Source organism: Aeromonas sp. FDAARGOS 1419 (assembly GCF_019047045.1).
In the GTDB taxonomy this organism is placed as follows: Bacteria; Pseudomonadota; Gammaproteobacteria; order Enterobacterales; family Aeromonadaceae; genus Aeromonas; species Aeromonas veronii.
The window spans coordinates 2,971,321-2,992,500 of record NZ_CP077209.1 but is presented as its reverse complement, the minus strand read 5'-3'; the positions used below and the strand labels follow the sequence as shown (position 1 = coordinate 2,992,500).

The window sequence follows — 21,180 nt, the reverse complement described above, 5'->3', positions numbered from 1 at the left end:
AACAGGTCGCGTCGTTTCGACGACACTTCTTGGGGTTGTATGGTTAAGTGACTAAGCGTACATGGTGGATGCCTTGGCAGTCAGAGGCGATGAAGGACGTACTAACCTGCGATAAGCTGTGAGAAGTCGGTAAGAGACGCTATTACTCACAGATTTCCGAATGGGGAAACCCACCCAAGATAACTTGGGTATCGTTACATGAATACATAGTGTAACGAGGCGAACCGGGAGAACTGAAACATCTAAGTACCCCGAGGAAAAGAAATCAACCGAGATTCCCTCAGTAGCGGCGAGCGAACGGGGATTAGCCCTTAAGCATCTTGGAAGTTAGTGGAACGGTCCTGGAAAGGCCGGCGATACAGGGTGATAGCCCCGTACACGAAAACAACCTTGATGTGAAATCGAGTAGGGCGGGACACGTGACATCCTGTCTGAATATGGGGGGACCATCCTCCAAGGCTAAATACTCCTGACTGACCGATAGTGAACCAGTACCGTGAGGGAAAGGCGAAAAGAACCCCTGTGAGGGGAGTGAAATAGAACCTGAAACCGTGTACGTACAAGCAGTGGGAGCCCTTCGGGGTGACTGCGTACCTTTTGTATAATGGGTCAGCGACTTACATTTTGTAGCGAGGTTAACCGTATAGGGGAGCCGTAGGGAAACCGAGTCTTAACTGGGCGTCTAGTTGCAAGGTGTAGACCCGAAACCGGGTGATCTAGCCATGGGCAGGTTGAAGGTTGAGTAACATCAACTGGAGGACCGAACCCACTAACGTTGCAAAGTTAGGGGATGACCTGTGGCTGGGGGTGAAAGGCCAATCAAACTCGGAGATAGCTGGTTCTCCCCGAAAGCTATTTAGGTAGCGCCTCGGACGAATACTACTGGGGGTAGAGCACTGTTTGGGCTAGGGGGTCATCCCGACTTACCAACCCCATGCAAACTCCGAATACCAGTAAGTAATATCCGGGAGACACACGGCGGGTGCTAACGTCCGTCGTGAAGAGGGAAACAACCCAGACCGCCGGCTAAGGTCCCAAAGTTCTGGTTAAGTGGGAAACGATGTGGGAAGGCTCAGACAGCTAGGATGTTGGCTTAGAAGCAGCCATCATTTAAAGAAAGCGTAATAGCTCACTAGTCGAGTCGGCCTGCGCGGAAGATGTAACGGGGCTCAAACCAGGCACCGAAGCCGCGGATTCACACTTATGTGTGAGTGGTAGGGGAGCGTTCTGTAAGTCTGCGAAGGTGTATCGAGAGGTATGCTGGAGATATCAGAAGTGCGAATGCTGACGTAAGTAACGATAAAGGGGGTGAAAAGCCTCCTCGCCGGAAGACCAAGGGTTCCTGTCCAACGTTAATCGGGGCAGGGTGAGTCGACCCCTAAGGCGAGGCCGAAAGGCGTAGTCGATGGGAAGCAGGTTAATATTCCTGCACGACTTGTAATTGCGATGGGGGGACGGAGAAGGCTAGGTGGGCCAGGCGACGGTTGTCCTGGTGAAAGTGCGTAGGTGGTGTTTCTAGGCAAATCCGGAGACACAACACTGAGACACGAGACGAACGCACTACGGTGCGGAAGCCATTGATGCCCTGCTTCCAGGAAAAGCCTCTAAGCTTCAGATTACAAGTCATCGTACCCCAAACCGACACAGGTGGTCGGGTAGAGAATACCAAGGCGCTTGAGAGAACTCGGGTGAAGGAACTAGGCAAAATAGAACCGTAACTTCGGGAGAAGGTTCGCTCTTGACAGTGAAGTCCCTTGCGGATGGAGCAGTTGGGAGTCGCAGTGACCAGATGGCTGGGACTGTTTATCAAAAACACAGCACTCTGCAAACACGAAAGTGGACGTATAGGGTGTGACACCTGCCCGGTGCCGGAAGGTTAATTGATGGGGTTAGCGCAAGCGAAGCTCTTGATCGAAGCCCCGGTAAACGGCGGCCGTAACTATAACGGTCCTAAGGTAGCGAAATTCCTTGTCGGGTAAGTTCCGACCTGCACGAATGGTGTAACCATGGCCATGCTGTCTCCACCCGAGACTCAGTGAAATCGAATTCGCCGTGAAGATGCGGTGTACCCGCGGCTAGACGGAAAGACCCCGTGAACCTTTACTACAGCTTGGCACTGAACATTGAACCTACATGTGTAGGATAGGTGGGAGGCTTTGAAGGCGTGACGCCAGTTGCGCTGGAGCCGTCCTTGAAATACCACCCTTGTATGTTTGATGTTCTAACGCAGGGCCCTGAATCGGGCTCGCGGACAGTGCCTGGTGGGTAGTTTGACTGGGGCGGTCTCCTCCCAAAGAGTAACGGAGGAGCACGAAGGTTGGCTAATCCTGGTCGGACATCAGGAGGTTAGTGCAATGGCATAAGCCAGCTTAACTGCGAGACGGACAGGTCGAGCAGGTACGAAAGTAGGTCATAGTGATCCGGTGGTTCTGAATGGAAGGGCCATCGCTCAACGGATAAAAGGTACTCCGGGGATAACAGGCTGATACCGCCCAAGAGTTCATATCGACGGCGGTGTTTGGCACCTCGATGTCGGCTCATCACATCCTGGGGCTGAAGTCGGTCCCAAGGGTATGGCTGTTCGCCATTTAAAGTGGTACGCGAGCTGGGTTCAGAACGTCGTGAGACAGTTCGGTCCCTATCTGCCGTGGGCGTTGGATGATTGAAGGGAGTTGCTCCTAGTACGAGAGGACCGGAGTGAACGAACCTCTGGTGTTCGGGTTGTCACGCCAGTGGCACTGCCCGGTAGCTAAGTTCGGAATCGATAACCGCTGAAAGCATCTAAGCGGGAAGCGAGCCCTGAGATGAGTCATCCCTGACCCCTTGAGGGTCCTAAAGGGCCGTTGGAGACCACAACGTTGATAGGTGGGGTGTGTAAGCGCGGTGACGTGTTGAGCTAACCCATACTAATTACCCGTGAGGCTTAACCATACAACACCCAAGAAGTGTTTCTGGCCTTGTAGCGAATGAACGAACTACTCAAATTCAGTGATAGTGATAAGCCAAGGGCAACATCATTACTCACGTCAGCTTTCTGGATTAAGAATTTGCCTGGCGGCCATAGCGCCGTGGAACCACCTGATCCCATGCCGAACTCAGAAGTGAAACGCGGTAGCGCCGATGGTAGTGTGGCATTCGCCATGCGAGAGTAGGACACTGCCAGGCACTCAATTTAAGAACCCCGCTCAATGAGCGGGGTTTTTTATTGGCTGAAATTCAGTAATTCGTCTGATAATTGACCCATCTGATCTCTTCTCCTCTGTTCTTATTGTTGCTCTTCGCTGTTTTCTGGTTCCACAAATAGCCTGATGTTCCGCTTGGTACTCTTTCTTCGCTGAACCGCTGTCGCTTTGTTCGGTGGCTCTGGTGCCGCCATAACCCGTGAATCCTATGATCGCTTATACGTCATGATCTCTTGCTTGGGAGCTCTGCTTCCTGGGTTAGCCGTCCCTGACTTTATTCCGAAGAGGGGTTATTGGCGGTACCAACATGCTGGAACCGTGGTGGCTGCGTTGGGTCGTTGTGGTTTGGGGTAATAAGAAAATGGGCAAGGATTGCGCAGGAACGCAGAGGTTCGATGTTGGTAGGTGATCTTGTGGCAGCTATTTAGCTCGCAGGTTAGAAGATCAAGAAAGGTGTGGAAGAAGACTAATGAGTTGAAATCTATGGGAAATAGCAAATCGCAGGCAAGTAAAAAGCCCACGCAACATGGTTGCATGGGCTCGGTATAAATGGCGGAGGAGGTGGGATTTGAACCCACGGATGGTCGCCCATCGCCGGTTTTCAAGACCGGTGCATTCAGCCGCTCTGCCACCCCTCCGCAGCAGTGCGGCGAATATTACCATGCTGATCCGGCTTGTAAATCCCCGTCCGGTTCGATTGCTGGTTAATTGCGCGAAACGACATGAAAAAGTGGCAATCAGGGCGTCTCAAGCGCTTTTTTGGCCAGATAACTTGACTTGAAAACAGACTCAACCACTATAGTGGCCTCTATCATATCCTCTGCAAGATAACGTTATGACTATTAAAAATGCCCTGTTTTGCGCGCTGGCTGGCGTGACCCTGCTGGCGACGCCGGTACATGCAAGCGAGTTGACCAAAAGCGATGTCGAGCAAATTGTTCGCGACTATCTGGTCAAGAATCCCGAGATCCTGGTCGAGATGTCCAATGCCCTGCGTGCCAAGCAGGAGAGCCAGCAGGCCGAGAGTGACAAGGCGCTGATCAAGGCTCACTCCAAGCAGCTTTATGCCAATCAGGATCCCGAGATGGGGAATCCGAAGGCGTCGCTGACCATTGTAGAGTTTTTCGATTACAACTGCGGTTACTGCAAACGGGCCCATCCGCTGGTCAAGCAGCTGATGGCGGAAGATAAAGATATCCGTTACATCTACAAGCAGTTCCCCATTCTGAGCGAGTCCTCCTACTTCGCAGCCCGTGCTGCGCTGGCGGTCCAGCTGGGTCAGCCTGACAAGTACCAGGCGTTCCACGAGAAGCTCTATACCCATCAGGGCCCGCTCGCTGATGAAGCACAGGTCAAGCAGTTGGCTGTGGCGGCCGGTGTGGACTGGAGCAAGGTGGAGGCCAAGATCAAGGATGGCAGCATTGACCAGAACCTCGGTACCAACCGTGCGTTGGCTGAAGCGCTTGGTATCTCCGGTACCCCGGCCTTCATCATCGGTGATCAGATCCTGCGCGGTGCCCCCCGTGATCTGGCTAGCCTGAAGGGGTTTATCAAGGACGTGCGTGCCGGCAAGAGCATTCAATAAGCAGTTGTTATGGTCGAGGGCCCAGCGCCCCGGCCAGATACAGAAAGAGGGTCGGTATCACTACCGGCCCTCTTTTTTATTATGTCCTTTGGCACAAGTGGTCGTCGCGAAAGGACCATAACAACGTGCTCAGGACCCGGCCTGTTGGCCTCAGTAACAATTATTAGCAGAGTCGTTCGGAGTCTATTGATAAATATTTCGCCTCGCGGAGGCGTGTCGTGAGCATTGCTTAATTCCGGTCAAGATTTTTTCTGCTGCTTGCCTTAGAATCGCCGCCCGTTGCAGGAGAAACCCCTATGTTAGTTGATATTTTACGGCTGGTTTTTATAGCCGGAGGTCTCGTATTTGTCTTCATGCTGGTGCAAGCCTGCTGGCGGAAGAAGCAGAGTGGATCCTTTGAGGAGACCCCCTTCTGGCCGGTGGCGTTGATCGGTGGGGTTGCCAACTTCCTCGATACCCTGGGGGTGGGCAGCTTTGCGGTGAAGACCGCCTGCTACAAGCAGTTCAAGCTGATCGATGACCGGGTGCTGCCGGGTACCCTCAATGGGCAGTGTGTGCTGCCGACCGTGACTCAGTCGCTGATCTTCGTCGGCGCAGTAGCGGTGGAGCCGCTGACGCTGATCAGCATGATGATGGCCGCCGCAGCTGGCGCAGCCTGGGGCGCTCGTCATGTGGCTTCGTTTGATCGGCAGACCATCCGGCTGGTGATGGCCATTTCCTTACTGGTCGTCGCAGGGCTTATCTTTGCCGGTTTGCTGGGGCTTTTCCCTGTAGGCGGCGATGCGATGGGGCTCAGCGGCTACAAGTTGGCGATCGCCCTGCTTGGCAATTTCATCTTCGGGGTGCTGATGAATGTCGGTATCGGCCTGTTTGCCCCCTGCATGACGTTGGTTTATCTGCTGGGGATGAATCCGCTGGCGGCCTTTCCCATTATGATGGGCTCCACCGCCGTGCTTAGCGTCTTCTCCGCGGGCACCTTTATCCGCAAAGGGGCGTTCGATGCCAAGGCGGTGCTGGCGGTGGCCATCTTTGGCCCCATCGGTGTGGTGCTGGCCGCCATGCTGGTCAAATCCATGGATATGGAGATGCTGAAGTGGCTGGTTGCCTTTATCGTCATCTATACCTCCTGGACCATGTACGCCTCCTGGCGGGCGGCGCGTCGCTCCTCTGTGCAACTGGCGGTGGAGAGCGCAGGCTAGCCTGTACCAGTGCCGCTTCGGCCTTGGCCCCCAGAAAAACATAGAGGCCCAGCGCCAGCAGCAAACCCACCGCACACCCCATCACTCCGACCGCTGGCCAGAGCAGCTCGCTCTGGCCGAGCGAGCCTTTGAACAGCAGCAACAGCCCCTCGATGGAGACCGCGATCAGAATGGCGGCGATAAAGCGGGTGATGGTGCGGCGAATGGCGCTGTGGCGGAAGATATCCTTATGCAGCAGTACCTCCTCTTCCAGAATGGTCTTGCCCAGATCGAACACCGCCAGTGCCAGCGTCAGGAAGATGATGGCGCTAAAGGCGCCGAGCTGGTTCTGCTGCTCGCCGCACAATAGCTGGTAGAGCTGCTCCAGCCCGTGCCAGATGAGCGTCGCGACGATGAGAAACAGCGCCATGCTGAGCACTACATAGACCGCCTTGAACCAGGGCATGGCGCGGCGGCGTTCCCTGTCTCCCATCAACCAGCCAATCAGCTGATTCAGACAGATGGTGATCTCCCGTCCTTGCCCCTGCACGATAAGATGCAGCCGGTTATGGGCCGCCGGTGCCGCAGGCTGGATGCACATCGGCCCCTGATAGTGGTCAATGCTGACCACAAAGGGATACCCCTTGAGCGAGGCAAGGGGGGCTCTGAGCAGCCCCTGCAGTAGTGGGGTCAGCTCTTCCTGATACTCCTGATAGCGCCGCAGCACATCGATGGGGCTCATCTCTGCCATATGGACCTCGGTGACGTGGGCTCTTGTGGTGAATGTGCAAATAGTGGGCCTGCTTTATGACAGGGATGGCAGGGCAAGTTGCACCAGAGGATGACAAAACGACGGATGATGAGGGGGAAATGCACCAGAACTGGGCGTATCGAAGAGCTGTGTGGTGATGAAGGTACTGCGATAGAAAAGGGCCCGTGACGGGCCCTTTGCGACAACCAGCGGCGATTTAGCCAGCCAGCTTGGCGAAGCTGCGCTCGGCGGCAGCCAGAGTGTGTTCAATCTCTTTGTCGCCGTGAGCCAGCGACAGGAAGCCAGCCTCGTAGGCGCTCGGCGCCAGATAGACGCCCTCTTCCAGCATCAGATGGTAGAAGCGCTTGAAGCGTTCCATATCGCAGCGAGTGACCTGCTCGTAGCGAGTGATTTCGTTCTCTTCGGTGAAGAAGACGCCGAACATGCCGCCCACATAGTTGATGGCGAGCGGGATGCCGTGCTTGGCGGCGGCCGCTTTCAATCCCTCGGCAACCCGCGCTGTCTTGGCGCTCAGCTGCTCATAGAGACCCGGCTCCAGCAGCAGATCCAGCATGGTCAGACCGGCCGCCATGGCCACCGGGTTGCCGGAGAGAGTACCCGCCTGATAGACAGGGCCGGTCGGGGCGATGTGCTGCATCACCTTCTTCTTGCCGCCGAAGGCGCCCACAGGCATGCCAGCACCGATGATCTTGCCGAGGGTGGTGAGATCCGGGTCGATGTTGTAGTGACCCTGAGCACCGCGCAGGGAGACGCGGAAGCCGGTCATCACCTCGTCCAGGATCAGCAGGGCACCGAACTTGTCACAGATGGCGCGAAGCCCTTCCAGGAAGCCGGGGACCGGCGGGATGCAGTTCATGTTGCCTGCGACCGGCTCGACGATGATACAGGCGATCTCGCTGCCGTACTGGGTGAAGGCTTCACGCACCGAATCCAGATCGTTGAAGACGCAGGTCAGGGTGTGTTTGGCGAAATCGGCCGGAACGCCCGGGCTGTTCGGTTGACCCAGGGTCAGGGCGCCGGAACCGGCCTTGACCAGCAGGGAGTCGGCGTGGCCATGGTAGCAGCCCTCGAATTTGACGATCTTGTCGCGGCCAGTGTAGCCACGGGCCAGACGAATGGCGCTCATGGTGGCTTCGGTGCCGGAGTTGACCATCCGCACCTGCTCCATGGAGGGGACGATCTGGCGGACTTTCTCGGCCATCAGCACTTCGATCTCGGTCGGCGCACCGTAGCTCAGCCCTTTCTCAACGGCCTTGATGACGGCAGCCTTGATGGCGGGGTGGTTGTGACCCAGCAGCATGGGGCCCCAGGAGCCGATGTAATCCACGTAGGCCTGACCATCCACATCATAGAGATAGGCGCCATCGGCGTGATCGATGAAGCGGGGCGTGCCGCCGACCCCATTGAAGGCGCGGACCGGTGAGTTGACGCCACCCGGAATGGTCTGGCGGGCCTGTTCAAACAGCTGATCTGATTTTGACATGGATCATCCTTAATGGGATTTTGGGCGTCACACAAGGGATTGCAGCCGATTGAGACTCGGCAGGCCGGAGCATCAGGAGTATGCTTTGCGCTCTCGCCACCCGGACTCTCGGTCTGCTCCCGTGACAAAAATTTAACGGGCCGACTATAGCAGAAAGCCCCAGCCCTGGGCAGCCGAGCAACGCGCCGGGTGATCCTGATCTCAGCTAGCTGACGATATGGTTTTTCCAAGTTGGTGTAACAAGATGGCGCAACAAGCTCTCTCCTCTGAAGCCGATACCTCTTTGCGGGGGCCGCTTTCCCGCATTATCCGGCAAGACAAGATGCCCTTGCTGGTGCTGCTGCTGGCGGCGTTGGTCGGTACCCTGGCCGGACTGGTGTGCGGTCTGTTCGAATCGGGTGTCCACTGGCTGGCAGAACAACGTATCGATTTGCTGGCAGACCGTCCCTGGTGGCAGCTCGGTCTGCTTGGCTTTGGCTTCAGCGCCTTGCTGGGATTTGTCGGTTACTTCCTCACTCATACCTTTGCCCCGGAAGCGGGCGGCTCCGGCATTCCCGAGATCGAGGGGGCGATGGACGAGCTGCGCCCGGTGCGGTGGTGGCGAGTGTTGCCGGTCAAGTTCTTCGGCGGCATCTGTACCCTGAGCTCCGGTATGGTGCTGGGGCGGGAGGGGCCTTCGGTACAGATCGGCGGCAACCTCGGCAAGATGGTGGCGGATATCTTCCGGCTGCCCAAGGAGCATGGCCATGCCCTGTTGGCCGCCGGTGCGGCGGGCGGTCTGGCGGCAGCCTTCAATGCGCCGCTGGCGGGCATCCTGTTCGTGATGGAGGAGATGCGGCCGCAGTTTCGCTACTCCTTTCTGGCCATCAAGGCGGTGGGGATCTCCGCCATCATGGCGACCCTGATGTTGCAGAACATGAAAGGGCAGGGGGCGGTGATCACTCTGCCCCACTACGATGCGCCCGCCCTCAAGGCGCTCTGGCTGTTCCTCTTTATGGGGGCCACCTTCGGGGTGCTGGGTTTTGTCTTCAACAAGTTGGTGCTGGCATGTCAGGATGGCTATCTGGCGCTGCATCAGAACAAGCGCCACCGTTTCGTCGCCATCGGCATGCTGGTCGCCGGAACGTTTGGTGTGCTGTCGTTGTTTGCCCCCTCGGTGACGGGCGGCGGCACCGAGCTTATTCCTCATCTGATGGGGGATGAGTATGCGATGGCGACCCTGTTCCTCATCTTCTCGGTGCGGCTGGTTGCGACCCTCATCTGCTTCTGCTCCGGTGCCCCGGGTGGGGTGTTTGCGCCGACCCTGGCGTTGGGCACCCTGTTTGGCGTGGTGTTTGGCCATCTGTTTCATGCGGCGTTTCCGGAGCTTGGCATCGAGCCAGGCGCCTTTGCCATCGCCGGAATGGGGGCGCTGTTTGCTGCCACCGTGCGTGCCCCCATCACGGGTATCGTGCTGGTCACCGAGATGACCGACAACTATCAGCTGATCCTGCCGATGATGATCACCACGGTCGGGGCGACTCTGGTTGCCCAGTGGCTGGGGGGGCGGCCCATCTATTCCCAGATCCTGGAGCGAACTTTACGGCTCGCCGCGCGTCAAAAGCGAGGTGATGGCAGCGCCACGGCCAGTTAATTTTTCCCTTTATCGCCTTTGGCCCCGGTCAGGGCGGTATAGTGAAGGGAGAGGCGCTGCCGTAAATGGCGTGATAACGGGATGAGGGGCTATGTCCAATCTATTGAAGTTATTGGTCGTGTTAGCCGTCGGCGGGCTCATCGGTTACTTTGTCGGTAACCGTCAGGAGCTGGCCCAGAGCAGTCTGTTGGTGGTACAGCAGGAGACGCTGGATCGCCAGGGCAAGGCCATCGGCCAGCTCAAGACCGAGCTGGGGGTGAAAGATACCCAGCTGGCAACCCAGAAAGCGGCCTTCGAGCAGTTGCAGACCACCCTGAAGAGTCAGGAGGCGCAGGTGCAGGAGCTCAAGCGCCAGCTGGCCTTTTTCGAGCGGATCATGCGCCCCACCGGCGAACAGGTGGGTGTGGTGATCGACAACCTGACTCTGCAGGAGACCAGCATTCCCGGTCGCTACCACTATCGTCTCGCCCTGACCCAGCCCGCCAAGAAGCGGGAGCTGTTTCGTGGTCAGGTGCAGATCCGGGTCGAGGGGAGTCTGGCTGACAAGCCGAAGACACTAACCGGCCGCGATCTCGGGATGAAGGTGAGTGAGTGGCGCTATGCCCTGCGTTATTTTCAGCTGCTGGAAGGGAATTGGCAGTTGCCGGAAGGCTTTGTGCCGGATCGGATCCGTGTCACCATCAACAAGGATGGCAGGCAACCGGCGCAAGAGCTGCTGGTTGAGTGGGGCGAGGTGATCAAGCCGCTGGTCGCCGCACCGCCTGCTCCGGTTCCCGCTGCCGGTTAAACGTGGTGAATACTTGAACTGAATGGTCGGGTATTGGATAATTTCGCGGTTTCCATGTTTGTGGATCTAATGGTTGTGAGGTCAGTAATGAGTGCAGTAGCAGAAGCCCCGCTGCCCATCCAGATGACGGATGCGGCGGCCAACAAGGTGAAGAACCTGATCACCGAGGAAGAGAATCCCGAGCTGAAGCTGCGGGTATACATCACGGGTGGGGGCTGCTCCGGTTTCCAGTATGGCTTTACCTTTGATGAGAAGATCAACGACGGAGACACCGTAGTCGAGAAGAATGGCGTCACCATGGTGATCGATCCCATGAGCCTGCAATATCTGGTAGGCGGCAGTGTGGATTACACCGAGGGTCTGGAAGGTTCACGCTTCACCGTGACCAACCCCAATGCCACCACGACCTGTGGCTGTGGCTCCAGCTTCTCCATCTGATCGGCGTATCGGTCTGATGAAACGGCTCTCGGCAACGAGGGCTGTTTTTGTTTGTGGTGATCCGTGAGCTCCATCAAACAGCATTTCTCTGAAACAACAAAGGCGCCTTGATGGCGCCTTTGTTGTTTGCAGGATGGCTTAACGGGAGCTTGCCGCCGCGACCAGCGGGATCCGGTTCACTGCCTTGCCCATGTAGGCGAGGGTGATGGTCACAATGATGCAGGTGAAGCTCAGCCACATGTAGGGCAGGTAGTCGAGGGTTGCCACCCCCAGCACCCCGGCCATGAAGATGCCGTTGTCGCTCCAGGGCACCATGCCGCAGGTGAGGGTGCCGCCAAACTCGGCGTTGCGAGAGAGGTTCTTGCGTGCCAGTCCCAGCCGATCGTAGTTCTTGGCCATGATCTTGGGAGTCAGGATCAGCGACACATACATGGCCGAGCCAAACACGTTGGCCAGAAACGCGGTGCCGATGGTGTGGCTGGTCAGGCTGCCGACGCTATTGATGCGCTTCTCGAAAGCGCTGGCGATCACTTCCAGAATACCGACCTTCTCCAGCAGGCCGCCAAACCCGAGACCGAAGATGATGACCGCGACCGAGCCCAGCATGGACTCCATGCCGCCGCGACCGAGAATGTTGTCGATAAAGTCGATGCCGGAGGTGATGGCAAACGGACTATAAGCCGAGTGCATTGCCTTGACCGGATCCATGCCCTGGAAGGCGATGGCCCAGATCAGGCCCAGCAGGGCACCGAAGCTGATCACCGGGAAGGCGGGCTTGCGATTGGCCAACAGGCCCAGTACCAGCACCACCGGCACTATGGCCAGTGGGGTAATGTTGAACTGGTTGTCGAGAGCTTCCATCACCAGATTGACCTGCTCCAGGCTGACATTACCCGAATACTGCATGCCCACCACGGTGAACAGTACGGCGGTGATGACATAGGAGAGCAGGCTGATGGGCAGCATCCCCTTGATATGCTCCACCACATCGACGTTGGACATGGTCGAAGCCAGCACTACTGAGTCGGAGAGCGGAGAGAGCTTGTCACCAAAATAGACGCCGGAGAGCACGGCACCGGCTACCAGCGGCGCAGGCACGCCGAGGCTGTGGCCGATCCCCATCATGGCGATACCGGCGGTGGCGGCAGAGCCCCAAGAGGTGCCGGTGGCCAGCGAGGTCAGGGAACAGATGATCAGGGTTGCCAGCAGGAAGATGGACGGATGGATCACCTTGAGGCCGAAGTAGATTATGCTGGGAACAATGCCGCCGGCAATCCAGGTGCCGACCAGAGCACCGACGGAGACCAGGATCAGGATGGCCCCCATCCCCTTGGCAACTCCGTCAACGGCAGCCTGCTCCAGGGATTTGTAATCGTGGCCGAGTTTGATGCCAAGTCCCATGATGACGAACCAGGCGATGAACAGCGCCAGCTGGATCGGCAGATCGAGCACGCTGGTGAACGAGAATGCCAAGGCCAGGAAAATGGCCAGACAGGCAAACACCTGTGCCATGCCCGGTAGTCGGATGTGGTTTTGTTGGTTTTGCATAGATACTTCCTAAACTCTTGCTCGCCAAGGTCACTCCCTCTCGTCCTGTGGATACATCGATCCCGAGGAGGCAACCCAAAAAGAGGCCGCAATCTACCACAAACCCGAAGGGTTAAAGCCCCATCAAATTGGCAAAAATGCACATTTGATTGAAAAAATCACAAATTAGTTGATCTCATAACCCGTTTTTGAGCGGCCTGTTGACACAAAGGGTCACATACGAAGCTTGCCTGTGACGCCACTTGCATCCCCAGCAGATGAAGATGATAATTATTATCAATTGTTGGTTGGGGAGAAAACAATGCGCTGGATATTGCGGGGGATGATGTTGCTGGTGGCGGTGGCCGTACTCGCATGGGGTCAGGATAAAGAGTACGGCACCTGGAGTGCCGGTTTTCTGCTGGCTGCCTGGGTGATGCAGGAGCCCGGATTGCGCCCCGCCTTGATCTTGCTGCCAGTGGCCGGGTTGACCGGTATCGTCACCCTGCTCTGGCAGCAGCCATGGTTATGAGCTTTTGACGGGAGCCTGCTTGATCTTCTGCTGTGCCACCTTGAGCGATTCGACCACCAGTTTCTCCATTTCGGTACGCTTGGCGTCGGTCAGGAAGTAGATCATGTCGACATTGTGGCGAATATAGTGGGCCGGAAGCTGGTTGAGGGTAAGGCAGCAGAGGTCGGCCATCTGATCGCTGTTGAGCTTTTGCTGCAGCCCCTGTTTCTCAATCTCCTTGAGCACCAGATGTTCGTAAAAGTTGTGAATGTCGGTATCCAGTATCATATGCGTTCCTTGGCATGACGATGAGCGGGGAGTCGTCAAAAGCATAGCCATAACAAGGAGTAAAAACAAAAGGCCCATCACTTTCGTGATGGGCCTTTTGCGTAATGAATGGTGCGAAGAGAGGGACTCGAACCCTCACATCCGTGGGACACTAACACCTGAAGCTAGCGCGTCTACCAATTCCGCCACCTTCGCACACTGATTTTCTCCAGCTGGTTTTTAAATGCGGTTGGAGCGCATTGCTCTGTTTTTACATGTCAGAAGCATGGTGCGAAGAGAGGGACTCGAACCCTCACACCCGGGGGGCACTAACACCTGAAGCTAGCGCGTCTACCAATTCCGCCACCTTCGCACATTCGGGTTTCCAGTCTGGATTTACATGCTGTCTGGATAAAGCATGGTGCGAAGAGAGGGACTCGAACCCTCACATCCGTGGGACACTAACACCTGAAGCTAGCGCGTCTACCAATTCCGCCACCTTCGCACATCGGGTTATCAGTCTGGATTTACATGCTGTCTGATAAAAGCATGGTGCGAAGAGAGGGACTCGAACCCTCACACCCGGGGGGCACTAACACCTGAAGCTAGCGCGTCTACCAATTCCGCCACCTTCGCACATTAGGGTTTTCTAGTTGGATTTACATGCTGCTGAATCAGCATGGCAGTATTGGTGCGAAGAGAGGGACTCGAACCCTCACATCCGTGGGACACTAACACCTGAAGCTAGCGCGTCTACCAATTCCGCCACCTTCGCATCACTGCGGAGGGGGATTCTATAGAGTTTTGGGGGAGCGTCAACAGCCAAAGGGGACTTTTTTCGCTGTTGACGCCCAAAGTGGCGCCAAGGGTACAAAACTTCAGCAATCAGCTGACGTTTGGCGTTCAGTAACGGCCCAATGCGCTCTGATACATCCGTTCATACTGGGTGACCGAGTCAGGCCAGTTGAAGCGGGTGCTCATGGCATTACGCTGCACCTTGGCAAAACGCTCTTTGTCCTGCAGGAAATAGAGCAGGCTGCGGCGCATGGTATCGAGCAGGATGGCGGCAGTCGGATCGTTAAAACAGAAGCCGGTGGCATGCTCGGGATCGGCATCCCAATCCACCACGGTATCTTTCAGACCACCCACGGCGCGCACCAGTGGCAGAGTGCCATAGGCGAGACTGTACATCTGGTTGAGGCCGCAAGGCTCGAACAGCGAGGGCATCAGGAAGAAGTCGGCACCGGCTTCGACCAGATGAGCCAGCCGATCGTCATAAGTGTTGATGAAGGCGAGCTTGCCCGGATAATCCCGAGCCATGGTTTGCAGTTGCGTGGCGAGCGCAGGATCGCCAGAGCCGACGATCACCACTTGTACCTGATGGTGGAGGAATTTCTCCAACGCAGGGAGCAGCAGGGGAACGCCCTTTTGCTCGGTCAGGCGGCAAACCATGCCGTAGATGGGCAAGTCCGCCACGGCCAGCCCCGCCTCCTGTTGCAGGCTCTCTTTGCAGATCTGTTTGCCAGCCATGTTGTCGATGCTGTAGGTCGCAGGCAGGAATTCGTCGAACTCAGGATCCCAGTCCTTGTAGTCGCAGCCGTTGAGGATGCCACAGAGATCCGCCGCCCGTTGCTGGAAGATATGCGCCATGCCGTGGGCGCCAAGGTGAGTCAGCAGCTCCTGGGCATAGTTGGGACTGACCGCATTGATCTTGTCGGCGTAGAGCACCCCGCATTTGAGCAGATTGACGTGGCCGTAGTCGTAGTTGATGCGGCGTTCGTAGTCGGCGATCTCGGGCATGGCCCAGAACTGCTCGCGGCCAAACACCCCCTGAAACGCCGCGTTGTGAATACTGATCACGCTGCGAGTCTGCTGGAAGAAGGGGTTGTGGGCGTGACGGGTTTTAAGCAGCAGTGGCAGCAGGCCGGTGTGCCAGTCATTGCAGTGGGCGATATCCGGGGCAAAGCCGAGCTGCTCGCAGGCATGGAGGGCTGCGGCAGAGAAGAAGGCAAAGCGCTCGCCATTATCCGGATAGGCCTGATTGTTCTCGGCGTAGAGCTGGGGACGATCGAAATATTGCGGGCAGTCGAGCAGATAGACGCAGACGCCATCCAGCTCCATCTGGTAGATGCGATAACCGATATCCGGCAGCCCGGGGTGGGTTGGCAACCAGCGAGAAGCGACCAGTCTGGCCTCATCCCGTCGTTTTATCGTCTTGTAGAAGGGGAGCATGATCCTGACATCATGCCCCTTCTGGGCCAGGTACATCGGCAGGGCTCTGGCGACATCGGCCAGGCCCCCGGTCTTGACCAGCCCCTCAACCTCCGAGGCAACAAACAGGATTTTCAGTGGGTTAATAGCCAACTCTTGCTCCCTTAGGTACCACCACGATACCGCCTTCGGATACGGTAAATCGCTCTCTATCGTGGTCGAGATTTTCACCGATAACGGTGCCGGGCGCAATTTCAACGTTTTTATCTATGATCGCGCGCCGGATGGAGCACCCCTCACCAATCTTCACATCCCCCAGCAGCACGGATTCACTGATATGGCTGCACGCGCCGATATTGCAGCGGAAACCGAGGATGGATCGCTGGATCTGGCTGCCCTGAATGAAGCAACCGGCGGAGATGAGCGAGTTGGCGATCTTCACCTTGCACTCGTCGCTGTCGATGAAGGTAGCAGGCGGCAGCGCCGGATAGTGGGTGTGCAGGGGCCACTTGCGGTTATAGAGGGAGAAGGGGGGATTGTCGGCCACCAGGTCCATGTGCGCTTGCCAATAAGAGTCGAGGGTGCCCACATCCCGCCAGTAGACGTGCGGTTTCTCGCCGGGGATGACGTTGGTGCTGTAGTCGTAGACATAGACGGGGGCGCGCGGGTAGAGGCTCGGGATCACATCCTTGCCAAAGTCGTGGCTGGAGTTCTCCTCGGCGGCATCCCGTTTTAACTCGCGGCAAAGCGCCTCGGTCTCGAATATGTAGTTGCCCATGGAGACAAGTGCCTGGGTGGGATCGCCGGGAATGTGTTTCGGCTGTTTCGGTTTCTCCTGAAAGCCGATCATCCGCCCTTCGGCATCCACCTCGATCACCCCGAAGGCGCTCGCTTCTTCGATGGGCATGCGAAGTGCCGCGACCGTCATGGCGGCGTTCTTCTGCTTGTGGAAGGTGACCATCTGGCTCACATCCATCTTGTAGATGTGGTCGGAGCCGAAGATGCAGACGTGATCCGGTTCGGCCCGCTCGATAAAACCGAGGTTCTGGTAGATAGCATCGGCGGTGCCGTCATACCAGCGTTTGCCCATCCGCATCTGGGCCGGGATAGGGTCGATAAAGCGGTCGGTGATGCCGACGATATTCCAGCCCTTCTTCATGTGCAGGTAGAGGGACTGGGATTTGAATTGGGTCAGTACATAGATGCGCAGAAAGTCGGCGTTGACGAAGTTGTTGAGGACAAAGTCGATCAGCCGGTAGCTGCCACCAAAGGGGACGGAAGGCTTGCTGCGGGTAGTGGTCAGAGGCTGCAGGCGAGTACCTTCGCCACCAGCCAGGATCATGGTCAATATGCCTGCCATCGTATTTCTCTCCCTGAATGAACAACATGAAAAGGTTTTCAAAGCTCGGCATAAAAACACCCCTAAAGGGGTGGTTTTTATCGTGCTCTTAGTACCTTACCAGATCCCGTATGGGGCTCTCTAGCTGTTTTCTTGTACTGCTTACACTTAATTACACTTTGCTCAGATAGACCTTGAATTTGGCATCACTGCTGATCACTTCAGTCCGTTTGAAGTGTGTCTCCAGTATAGGCTGGTAGCGCAAGAAGGCGTTGGCAACAATGGTCAGCGAACCATTTGACAGCAAAAATTCCGGCGCCTTGGCCAGGAACTGCTCGGTTGCCGCATAGAAGGTTTTGAGACCCGCATGGAATGGCGGGTTGGAGACGATGTGCTGGAAACGGGTGGAGACATCCGAGTAGACATCGGAAGCGGTGACCTTGCCCTGCAGACCGTTGATCGCCAGGGTGCGGCGGCTCGATTCGAGCGCCAGCGCGCTGATATCCACCATGTTGACCTGCAGATCCGGATTGCGCTTGGCCAGCACAGACCCAATCACCCCGGCGCCGCAGCCGAAATCGAGCAGTTCGCCCTTCATCGGCGGCACCGCGGCCAGCAGCATCTGGGTGCCGAGATCCAGCTCGGCGGCGCTGAATACGCCGGGCAGTGCCAGCACGGTAAGCTCGGTATCACCCGCCTTGCACTGGTAGCGGCCAAACCAGCTATCCAGATCGAACGGGGCGACCGGTTGGCTCAGCTCACCGTGATAGAGGGAGCAGCGGCGCGCCGAATCGCGCTTGACCGGCTTTTCGCCATAGGGGGCCAGCAGCTTGTCGGCGCCATTGATGCCGCCGCGGTTTTCACCGGCCAGGAACAGATCGGCACCCGCCTCCAGCAAGGGGGTCATCATGGCCAGCAGATATTGTGCCTCGGCCTTGGCCTTGGGCATCAGCAGCAACAGGGCATCGAAGCGGGGGGCGCCACCTAGCTGGTGGTCGAACAGGATAGCCTCGCCGAGGGCGGCCTGCTGGCTGCGGTAGTAGCAGTAATCGGTGGTAAAGACGGTCAGGCTCTGGGCCAGGCTCGCCAGCTGGCGGGGGTAGTCATCCTCCAGTGCGCCACAGACAAGTAGCCGCTTGCCGACAAAGAGGGCTTGGTTTCGTTCCAGCATCTGGCTGACGGCACTGATAGGGCTGCTCATCGGGTCTCTCCACGCAATTTTGGGCGGCCATTATACATAGCCCCTTTCGCCTTGACATTTATGCCGTGTTCCCGAAATATGCCCAGACACCATTTTTTGACCAGAGATGACGAAATGCGGTTCAACGGGTTGAAACGAAAGCACAAAAAAAGCCTGAAATTCGGGCCTGCCGACGTTCGCGCGTAACCTCTCATCCCTGAGAAGCTTCAAACCCCGGTTGCGCACATCGTACCGGGGTTTTTTATTGCCATATGCGCGTCATTTAGGAGAAGGAGATCCCATGTTTCAAGGTTCAATCGTTGCGTTGATCACCCCGTTTCGACAGGGAAAGCTGGATGAAGAGGCGCTGCTGCGTCTGGTGGAGTGGCATATCGAACAGGGCACTCACGGCATTGTGCCGGTGGGGACCACGGGGGAAAGTCCGACCCTGACCCACGACGAGCATTGCCGGGTGGTGGAGCTGGTGGTCAAACAGGTCGCTGGCCGTATTCCGGTCATTGCCGGAGCGGGCTCCAACAATCCGGTCGAAGCCATCGAGTACACCCTCCATGCCGAGCGGGTGGGCGCCGATGCCACCCTGCATGTGGCCGGTTACTACAACCGCCCCAATCAGGAGGGGCTCTACCACCACTTCAAGGCGGTCCACGATGCCACCGCCAAGCCGATCATCGTCTACAACATTCCGCCGCGCGCCATCGTCGACGTGCAACCCGCAACCCTGGCTCGTCTGGCCGAGCTGCCGCGTATTGCCGGGGTGAAAGATGCCACAGGCGACTTGGCCCGCCCCTGGACCGAGCGCCAGCTGATCAAAAAGCCCTTCGCCTGGCTCTCCGGTGAGGATGCCACTGCGGTTGCTTACAACATCGGCGGCGGTCAGGGCTGTATCTCTGTGACCGCCAACGTGGCCCCCAAGCTGGTGGCCGAGGTTCAAAATTTGGCGCTGGCTGGCAAGTGGCAAGAAGCGCGTGAGCTGCAAGACAAGCTGATCCCGCTCCATCAGGCGATGTTTGCCGAGCCGAGTCCGGCTGGTGCCAAATATGCCGCTTCCCTGCTCGGTTTCTGTAGCGAGGAGTGCCGACTGCCGGTGATGCCGCTGTCAGAAGCGACCCGCGAGCGCATTCGCAGCGCCATGCAGCAGCTCAACCTGCTGTAATGCAAAACGGGTGAGCCAAGGCTCACCCGTTTTGTTTTCGGCTTTTCTGGCCTTTATTTACGACATCGCCCCACTCAGGCCGCGTGATGTAGCCAGGCAGCGATGGCCAGTTGCAACTCGACATATGCCGGATAGAGGAAGAGATCGGCCAGTTCGGCAGGCCACTCGTTTTGCTCGTCCGATTGGGCTTGCAGATGGGCGTGCAGGCTGGTCAGGGCGGGTAGCCAGGGCGCGGGTTGTGGCAGCGCGGCCGCAGTGCGGGCGACCAGATCGATCCCTTGGCACAGGGCCGCGAGTGCCTGCTGTTGAGCTTCTTCATCCTGCGGATGCTCCAGCCAGAGCTGCTCGTGGTGCTGCCAGTGACCCAGCCCCTCGCTTACCCCCGTTATGCCATCCATACCTTCATGCTCGACCAGCGCCTGCAGGGACAGCGGTTTGCCGAGCCCGGCCAGTCGATAGCCGCGCTGGGCCTTGGATTGGGCGCCGAGACGCAGCCCACCAAGCTTGGCGAGGCGTTGGGCCAGTGCAAACAGCGCCGCGGTCGCGCCTGATTTGAGCTCCAGTTCCAGTTCGTTGATGGTGGTGCTGCCTTGGCTGCCGACTATCTCTCCCTGATCCCAGGCCAGCTCAATCTCGGCCCCCTCGAAGAAGATCAACCAATGGCGGCGCAGGAAGTCGGTGCGAAACTGGGCGACCAGCTGCTGCTGAATGTGGTCACGCTCGGTCAGGGTCGGCCAAATCTCATCGGGAAAGGCCGAGAGGGTCGGCAAATCGCCGCTGACAGGGGCGTTGTACTCGGGTCTGGCATGCAGGCCGCCCACCACCTGGCCACGGCATTTGATGGTCTGTTCGGCGAAGGCGTCGCAGCGGCGAATGCGCAACCCCATCTCCAGCTGGCGCAGAGCCAGGGTCGGCGTATCGAAATAGACGTTGCCGAGCTGCTGTTGTGACGATTCTTTAATCTCAAGAGAATTCAGCAGGTTGGATAACTTGGCTTGAATGTCGCGGGCGACAAAAAACTTTATCTCGATCTCAGTTTGCATAGTCATTCCGGGCTGGCAGGCAACTTTGGGGGGCAGGATTCGGGTCGCGGGGATATAATGCCCGCGAGACGACTAGATTAATTCGCGGTTTAATTGAGGGCGCAGTTCGGTTACCATGCGCGCCTCATAAAATCGTATCGAGTGTTTTTTCACCGACACAGGTTTGGCCATGCCAGTAAATACTATTTTGGGGCTTTTTGCCAAGTCCCCCATCAAGCCGCTGCAGAAGCATATCGTCAAGGTTCACCAGTGCTCCCAGCAGTTGGTTCCCTTCTTTGACGCTGTTGCCGAAGACCGTTGGGAAGATGCCGAGAAGATCCGGCAACAGATCGCCCAACTGGAAAAAGAGGCAGATACCCTCAAGCGTGAAATCCGTCTGAAACTGCCTCGCGGCCTGTTCCTGCCGGTTGCACGTACCGACCTGCTGGAGCTGTTGACCCAGCAAGACAAGATTGCCAACCGTGCCAAGGATATCTCCGGCCGCATGCTTGGCCGTCGCATGGAGTTCCCCGCCGAAATGCGGACGGATTTCATGGCTTACCTCAAACGTTGTATTGATGCGACCGCTCAGGCCGAGAAAGCGATCGGGGAGCTCGACGAGCTGCTCGAGACCGGCTTCAAAGGACGGGAAGTGGAAATGGTTGCCGAGATGATCCACCAGCTGGATCTGATCGAGGACGATACAGACACCATGCAGATCGGACTTCGCCAACAGCTGCAAGCGGTTGAGCACAATTACAATCCGATCGATGTGATGTTCCTTTACAAGATCCTCGAATGGGTAGGTGACCTGGCAGATCAGGCCGAGCGCGTAGGCGCCCGTCTGGAACTGATGCTGGCTCGTTCGTAATCGACTGACTGGGTAAACAC

Annotated in this window: 16 protein-coding genes, 6 tRNA genes and 2 rRNA genes; 10 read left to right on the top strand and 14 right to left on the bottom strand. The window is 57.3% G+C overall.

What is annotated here, in order from left to right:
- Positions 1-41 precede the first annotated feature (41 nt).
- Both I6L49_RS13505 and rrf read left to right on the top strand, forming a co-directional pair.
- Positions 42-2,931, top strand: a 23S ribosomal RNA gene (locus tag I6L49_RS13505).
- 119 nt (positions 2,932-3,050) lie between these two features.
- Positions 3,051-3,165, top strand: a 5S ribosomal RNA gene (gene rrf, locus I6L49_RS13500).
- 567 nt (positions 3,166-3,732) lie between these two features.
- On the opposite strand, the gene I6L49_RS13495 is transcribed toward rrf, so the two are convergent.
- Positions 3,733-3,820 (bottom strand) — tRNA-Ser (locus I6L49_RS13495).
- A 197-nt stretch (positions 3,821-4,017) separates the two neighbouring features.
- On the opposite strand from I6L49_RS13495, the gene I6L49_RS13490 reads away from it, so the two are divergent.
- On the top strand, positions 4,018-4,767 hold the full coding sequence (locus I6L49_RS13490) for a DsbA family protein (RefSeq protein ID WP_042084194.1): 750 nt from the start codon (positions 4,018-4,020) through the stop codon (positions 4,765-4,767).
- Positions 4,768-5,063: 296 nt separating this feature from the next.
- On the top strand, positions 5,064-5,966 hold the full coding sequence (locus tag I6L49_RS13485) for a sulfite exporter TauE/SafE family protein (protein WP_216949730.1): 903 nt from the start codon (positions 5,064-5,066) through the stop codon (positions 5,964-5,966).
- Here I6L49_RS13485 and I6L49_RS13480 read toward each other — a convergent pair.
- Together I6L49_RS13480 and hemL are read right to left on the bottom strand one after the other, a co-directional pair.
- Positions 5,881-6,696 carry a hypothetical protein gene (locus tag I6L49_RS13480; protein ID WP_216949729.1) on the bottom strand — a complete coding sequence of 272 codons (816 nt, stop codon included), beginning with the start codon at positions 6,694-6,696 and terminating at the stop codon, positions 5,881-5,883. The genes I6L49_RS13485 and I6L49_RS13480 overlap by 86 nt on opposite strands.
- A 217-nt stretch (positions 6,697-6,913) precedes the next feature.
- Positions 6,914-8,200 carry a glutamate-1-semialdehyde 2,1-aminomutase gene (gene hemL, locus I6L49_RS13475; protein WP_216949728.1) on the bottom strand — a complete coding sequence of 429 codons (1,287 nt, stop codon included), beginning with the start codon at positions 8,198-8,200 and terminating at the stop codon, positions 6,914-6,916.
- A gap of 244 nt (positions 8,201-8,444) precedes the next feature.
- On the opposite strand from hemL, the gene clcA reads away from it, so the two are divergent.
- The 3 genes from clcA to erpA all read left to right on the top strand — a co-directional run bounded on the left by clcA (position 8,445) and on the right by erpA (position 11,058).
- Entirely contained in the window at positions 8,445-9,833 is a 1,389-nt protein-coding gene (gene clcA, locus I6L49_RS13470) for a H(+)/Cl(-) exchange transporter ClcA (protein ID WP_216949727.1), read from the top strand.
- 91 nt (positions 9,834-9,924) lie between these two features.
- Entirely contained in the window at positions 9,925-10,620 is a 696-nt protein-coding gene (locus tag I6L49_RS13465; protein WP_005343032.1) for a DUF6776 family protein, read from the top strand.
- An 87-nt stretch (positions 10,621-10,707) separates the two neighbouring features.
- Positions 10,708-11,058 carry an iron-sulfur cluster insertion protein ErpA gene (gene erpA, locus I6L49_RS13460; RefSeq protein ID WP_005340225.1) on the top strand — a complete coding sequence of 117 codons (351 nt, stop codon included), beginning with the start codon at positions 10,708-10,710 and terminating at the stop codon, positions 11,056-11,058.
- A gap of 138 nt (positions 11,059-11,196) precedes the next feature.
- On the opposite strand, the gene nhaC is transcribed toward erpA, so the two are convergent.
- A complete protein-coding gene (nhaC, locus tag I6L49_RS13455) occupies positions 11,197-12,606 on the bottom strand; it encodes a Na+/H+ antiporter NhaC (protein WP_005357819.1) in 1,410 nt (469 codons plus the stop codon).
- Positions 12,607-12,907: 301 nt separating this feature from the next.
- On the opposite strand from nhaC, the gene I6L49_RS13450 reads away from it, so the two are divergent.
- Positions 12,908-13,117, top strand: coding sequence for a hypothetical protein (locus I6L49_RS13450; protein WP_216949726.1), 210 nt, complete (start codon positions 12,908-12,910; stop codon positions 13,115-13,117).
- On the opposite strand, the gene I6L49_RS13445 is transcribed toward I6L49_RS13450, so the two are convergent.
- From I6L49_RS13445 to rsmC, 9 genes are all read right to left on the bottom strand, one after another.
- Complete coding sequence (locus tag I6L49_RS13445; RefSeq protein WP_005343036.1) at positions 13,112-13,384, bottom strand: late competence development ComFB family protein; 273 nt, start codon at positions 13,382-13,384, stop codon at positions 13,112-13,114. The two genes, I6L49_RS13450 and I6L49_RS13445, sit on opposite strands and share 6 nt — an antisense overlap.
- Positions 13,385-13,493: 109 nt before the next feature.
- Positions 13,494-13,579 (bottom strand) — tRNA-Leu (locus tag I6L49_RS13440).
- Positions 13,580-13,650: 71 nt separating this feature from the next.
- Positions 13,651-13,736: transfer RNA gene (locus I6L49_RS13435), tRNA-Leu, on the bottom strand.
- 46 nt (positions 13,737-13,782) lie between these two features.
- A tRNA-Leu gene (locus I6L49_RS13430) sits at positions 13,783-13,868 on the bottom strand.
- 45 nt (positions 13,869-13,913) lie between these two features.
- Positions 13,914-13,999: transfer RNA gene (locus tag I6L49_RS13425), tRNA-Leu, on the bottom strand.
- A 53-nt stretch (positions 14,000-14,052) separates the two neighbouring features.
- Positions 14,053-14,138, bottom strand: a tRNA-Leu gene (locus I6L49_RS13420).
- A 128-nt stretch (positions 14,139-14,266) separates the two neighbouring features.
- Positions 14,267-15,727, bottom strand: a complete 1,461-nt coding sequence (gene glgA / locus I6L49_RS13415) for a glycogen synthase GlgA (RefSeq protein WP_005343039.1) — start codon at positions 15,725-15,727, stop codon at positions 14,267-14,269.
- Entirely contained in the window at positions 15,717-16,934 is a 1,218-nt protein-coding gene (gene glgC / locus I6L49_RS13410; RefSeq protein WP_058056511.1) for a glucose-1-phosphate adenylyltransferase, read from the bottom strand. Before glgC ends, glgA begins: the two co-directional genes overlap by 11 nt.
- A 151-nt stretch (positions 16,935-17,085) precedes the next feature.
- The gene (rsmC, locus tag I6L49_RS13405; protein WP_204384979.1) at positions 17,086-18,114 is read right to left on the bottom strand and encodes a 16S rRNA (guanine(1207)-N(2))-methyltransferase RsmC; all 1,029 of its coding nucleotides are present in this window, start codon (positions 18,112-18,114) and stop codon (positions 17,086-17,088) included.
- 280 nt (positions 18,115-18,394) lie between these two features.
- Here rsmC and dapA point away from each other — a divergent pair, with 280 nt between their 5' ends.
- Positions 18,395-19,267, top strand: a complete 873-nt coding sequence (dapA, locus tag I6L49_RS13400) for a 4-hydroxy-tetrahydrodipicolinate synthase (RefSeq protein WP_100654624.1) — start codon at positions 18,395-18,397, stop codon at positions 19,265-19,267.
- A gap of 74 nt (positions 19,268-19,341) precedes the next feature.
- On the opposite strand, the gene I6L49_RS13395 is transcribed toward dapA, so the two are convergent.
- Positions 19,342-20,310 (bottom strand): inorganic triphosphatase, encoded by a 969-nt coding sequence (locus tag I6L49_RS13395; RefSeq protein WP_216949725.1) that lies wholly within the window; start codon positions 20,308-20,310, stop codon positions 19,342-19,344.
- A 169-nt stretch (positions 20,311-20,479) separates the two neighbouring features.
- Here I6L49_RS13395 and I6L49_RS13390 point away from each other — a divergent pair, with 169 nt between their 5' ends.
- Positions 20,480-21,160 carry a TIGR00153 family protein gene (locus tag I6L49_RS13390; RefSeq protein ID WP_005340244.1) on the top strand — a complete coding sequence of 227 codons (681 nt, stop codon included), beginning with the start codon at positions 20,480-20,482 and terminating at the stop codon, positions 21,158-21,160.
- Positions 21,161-21,180 lie beyond the last annotated feature (20 nt).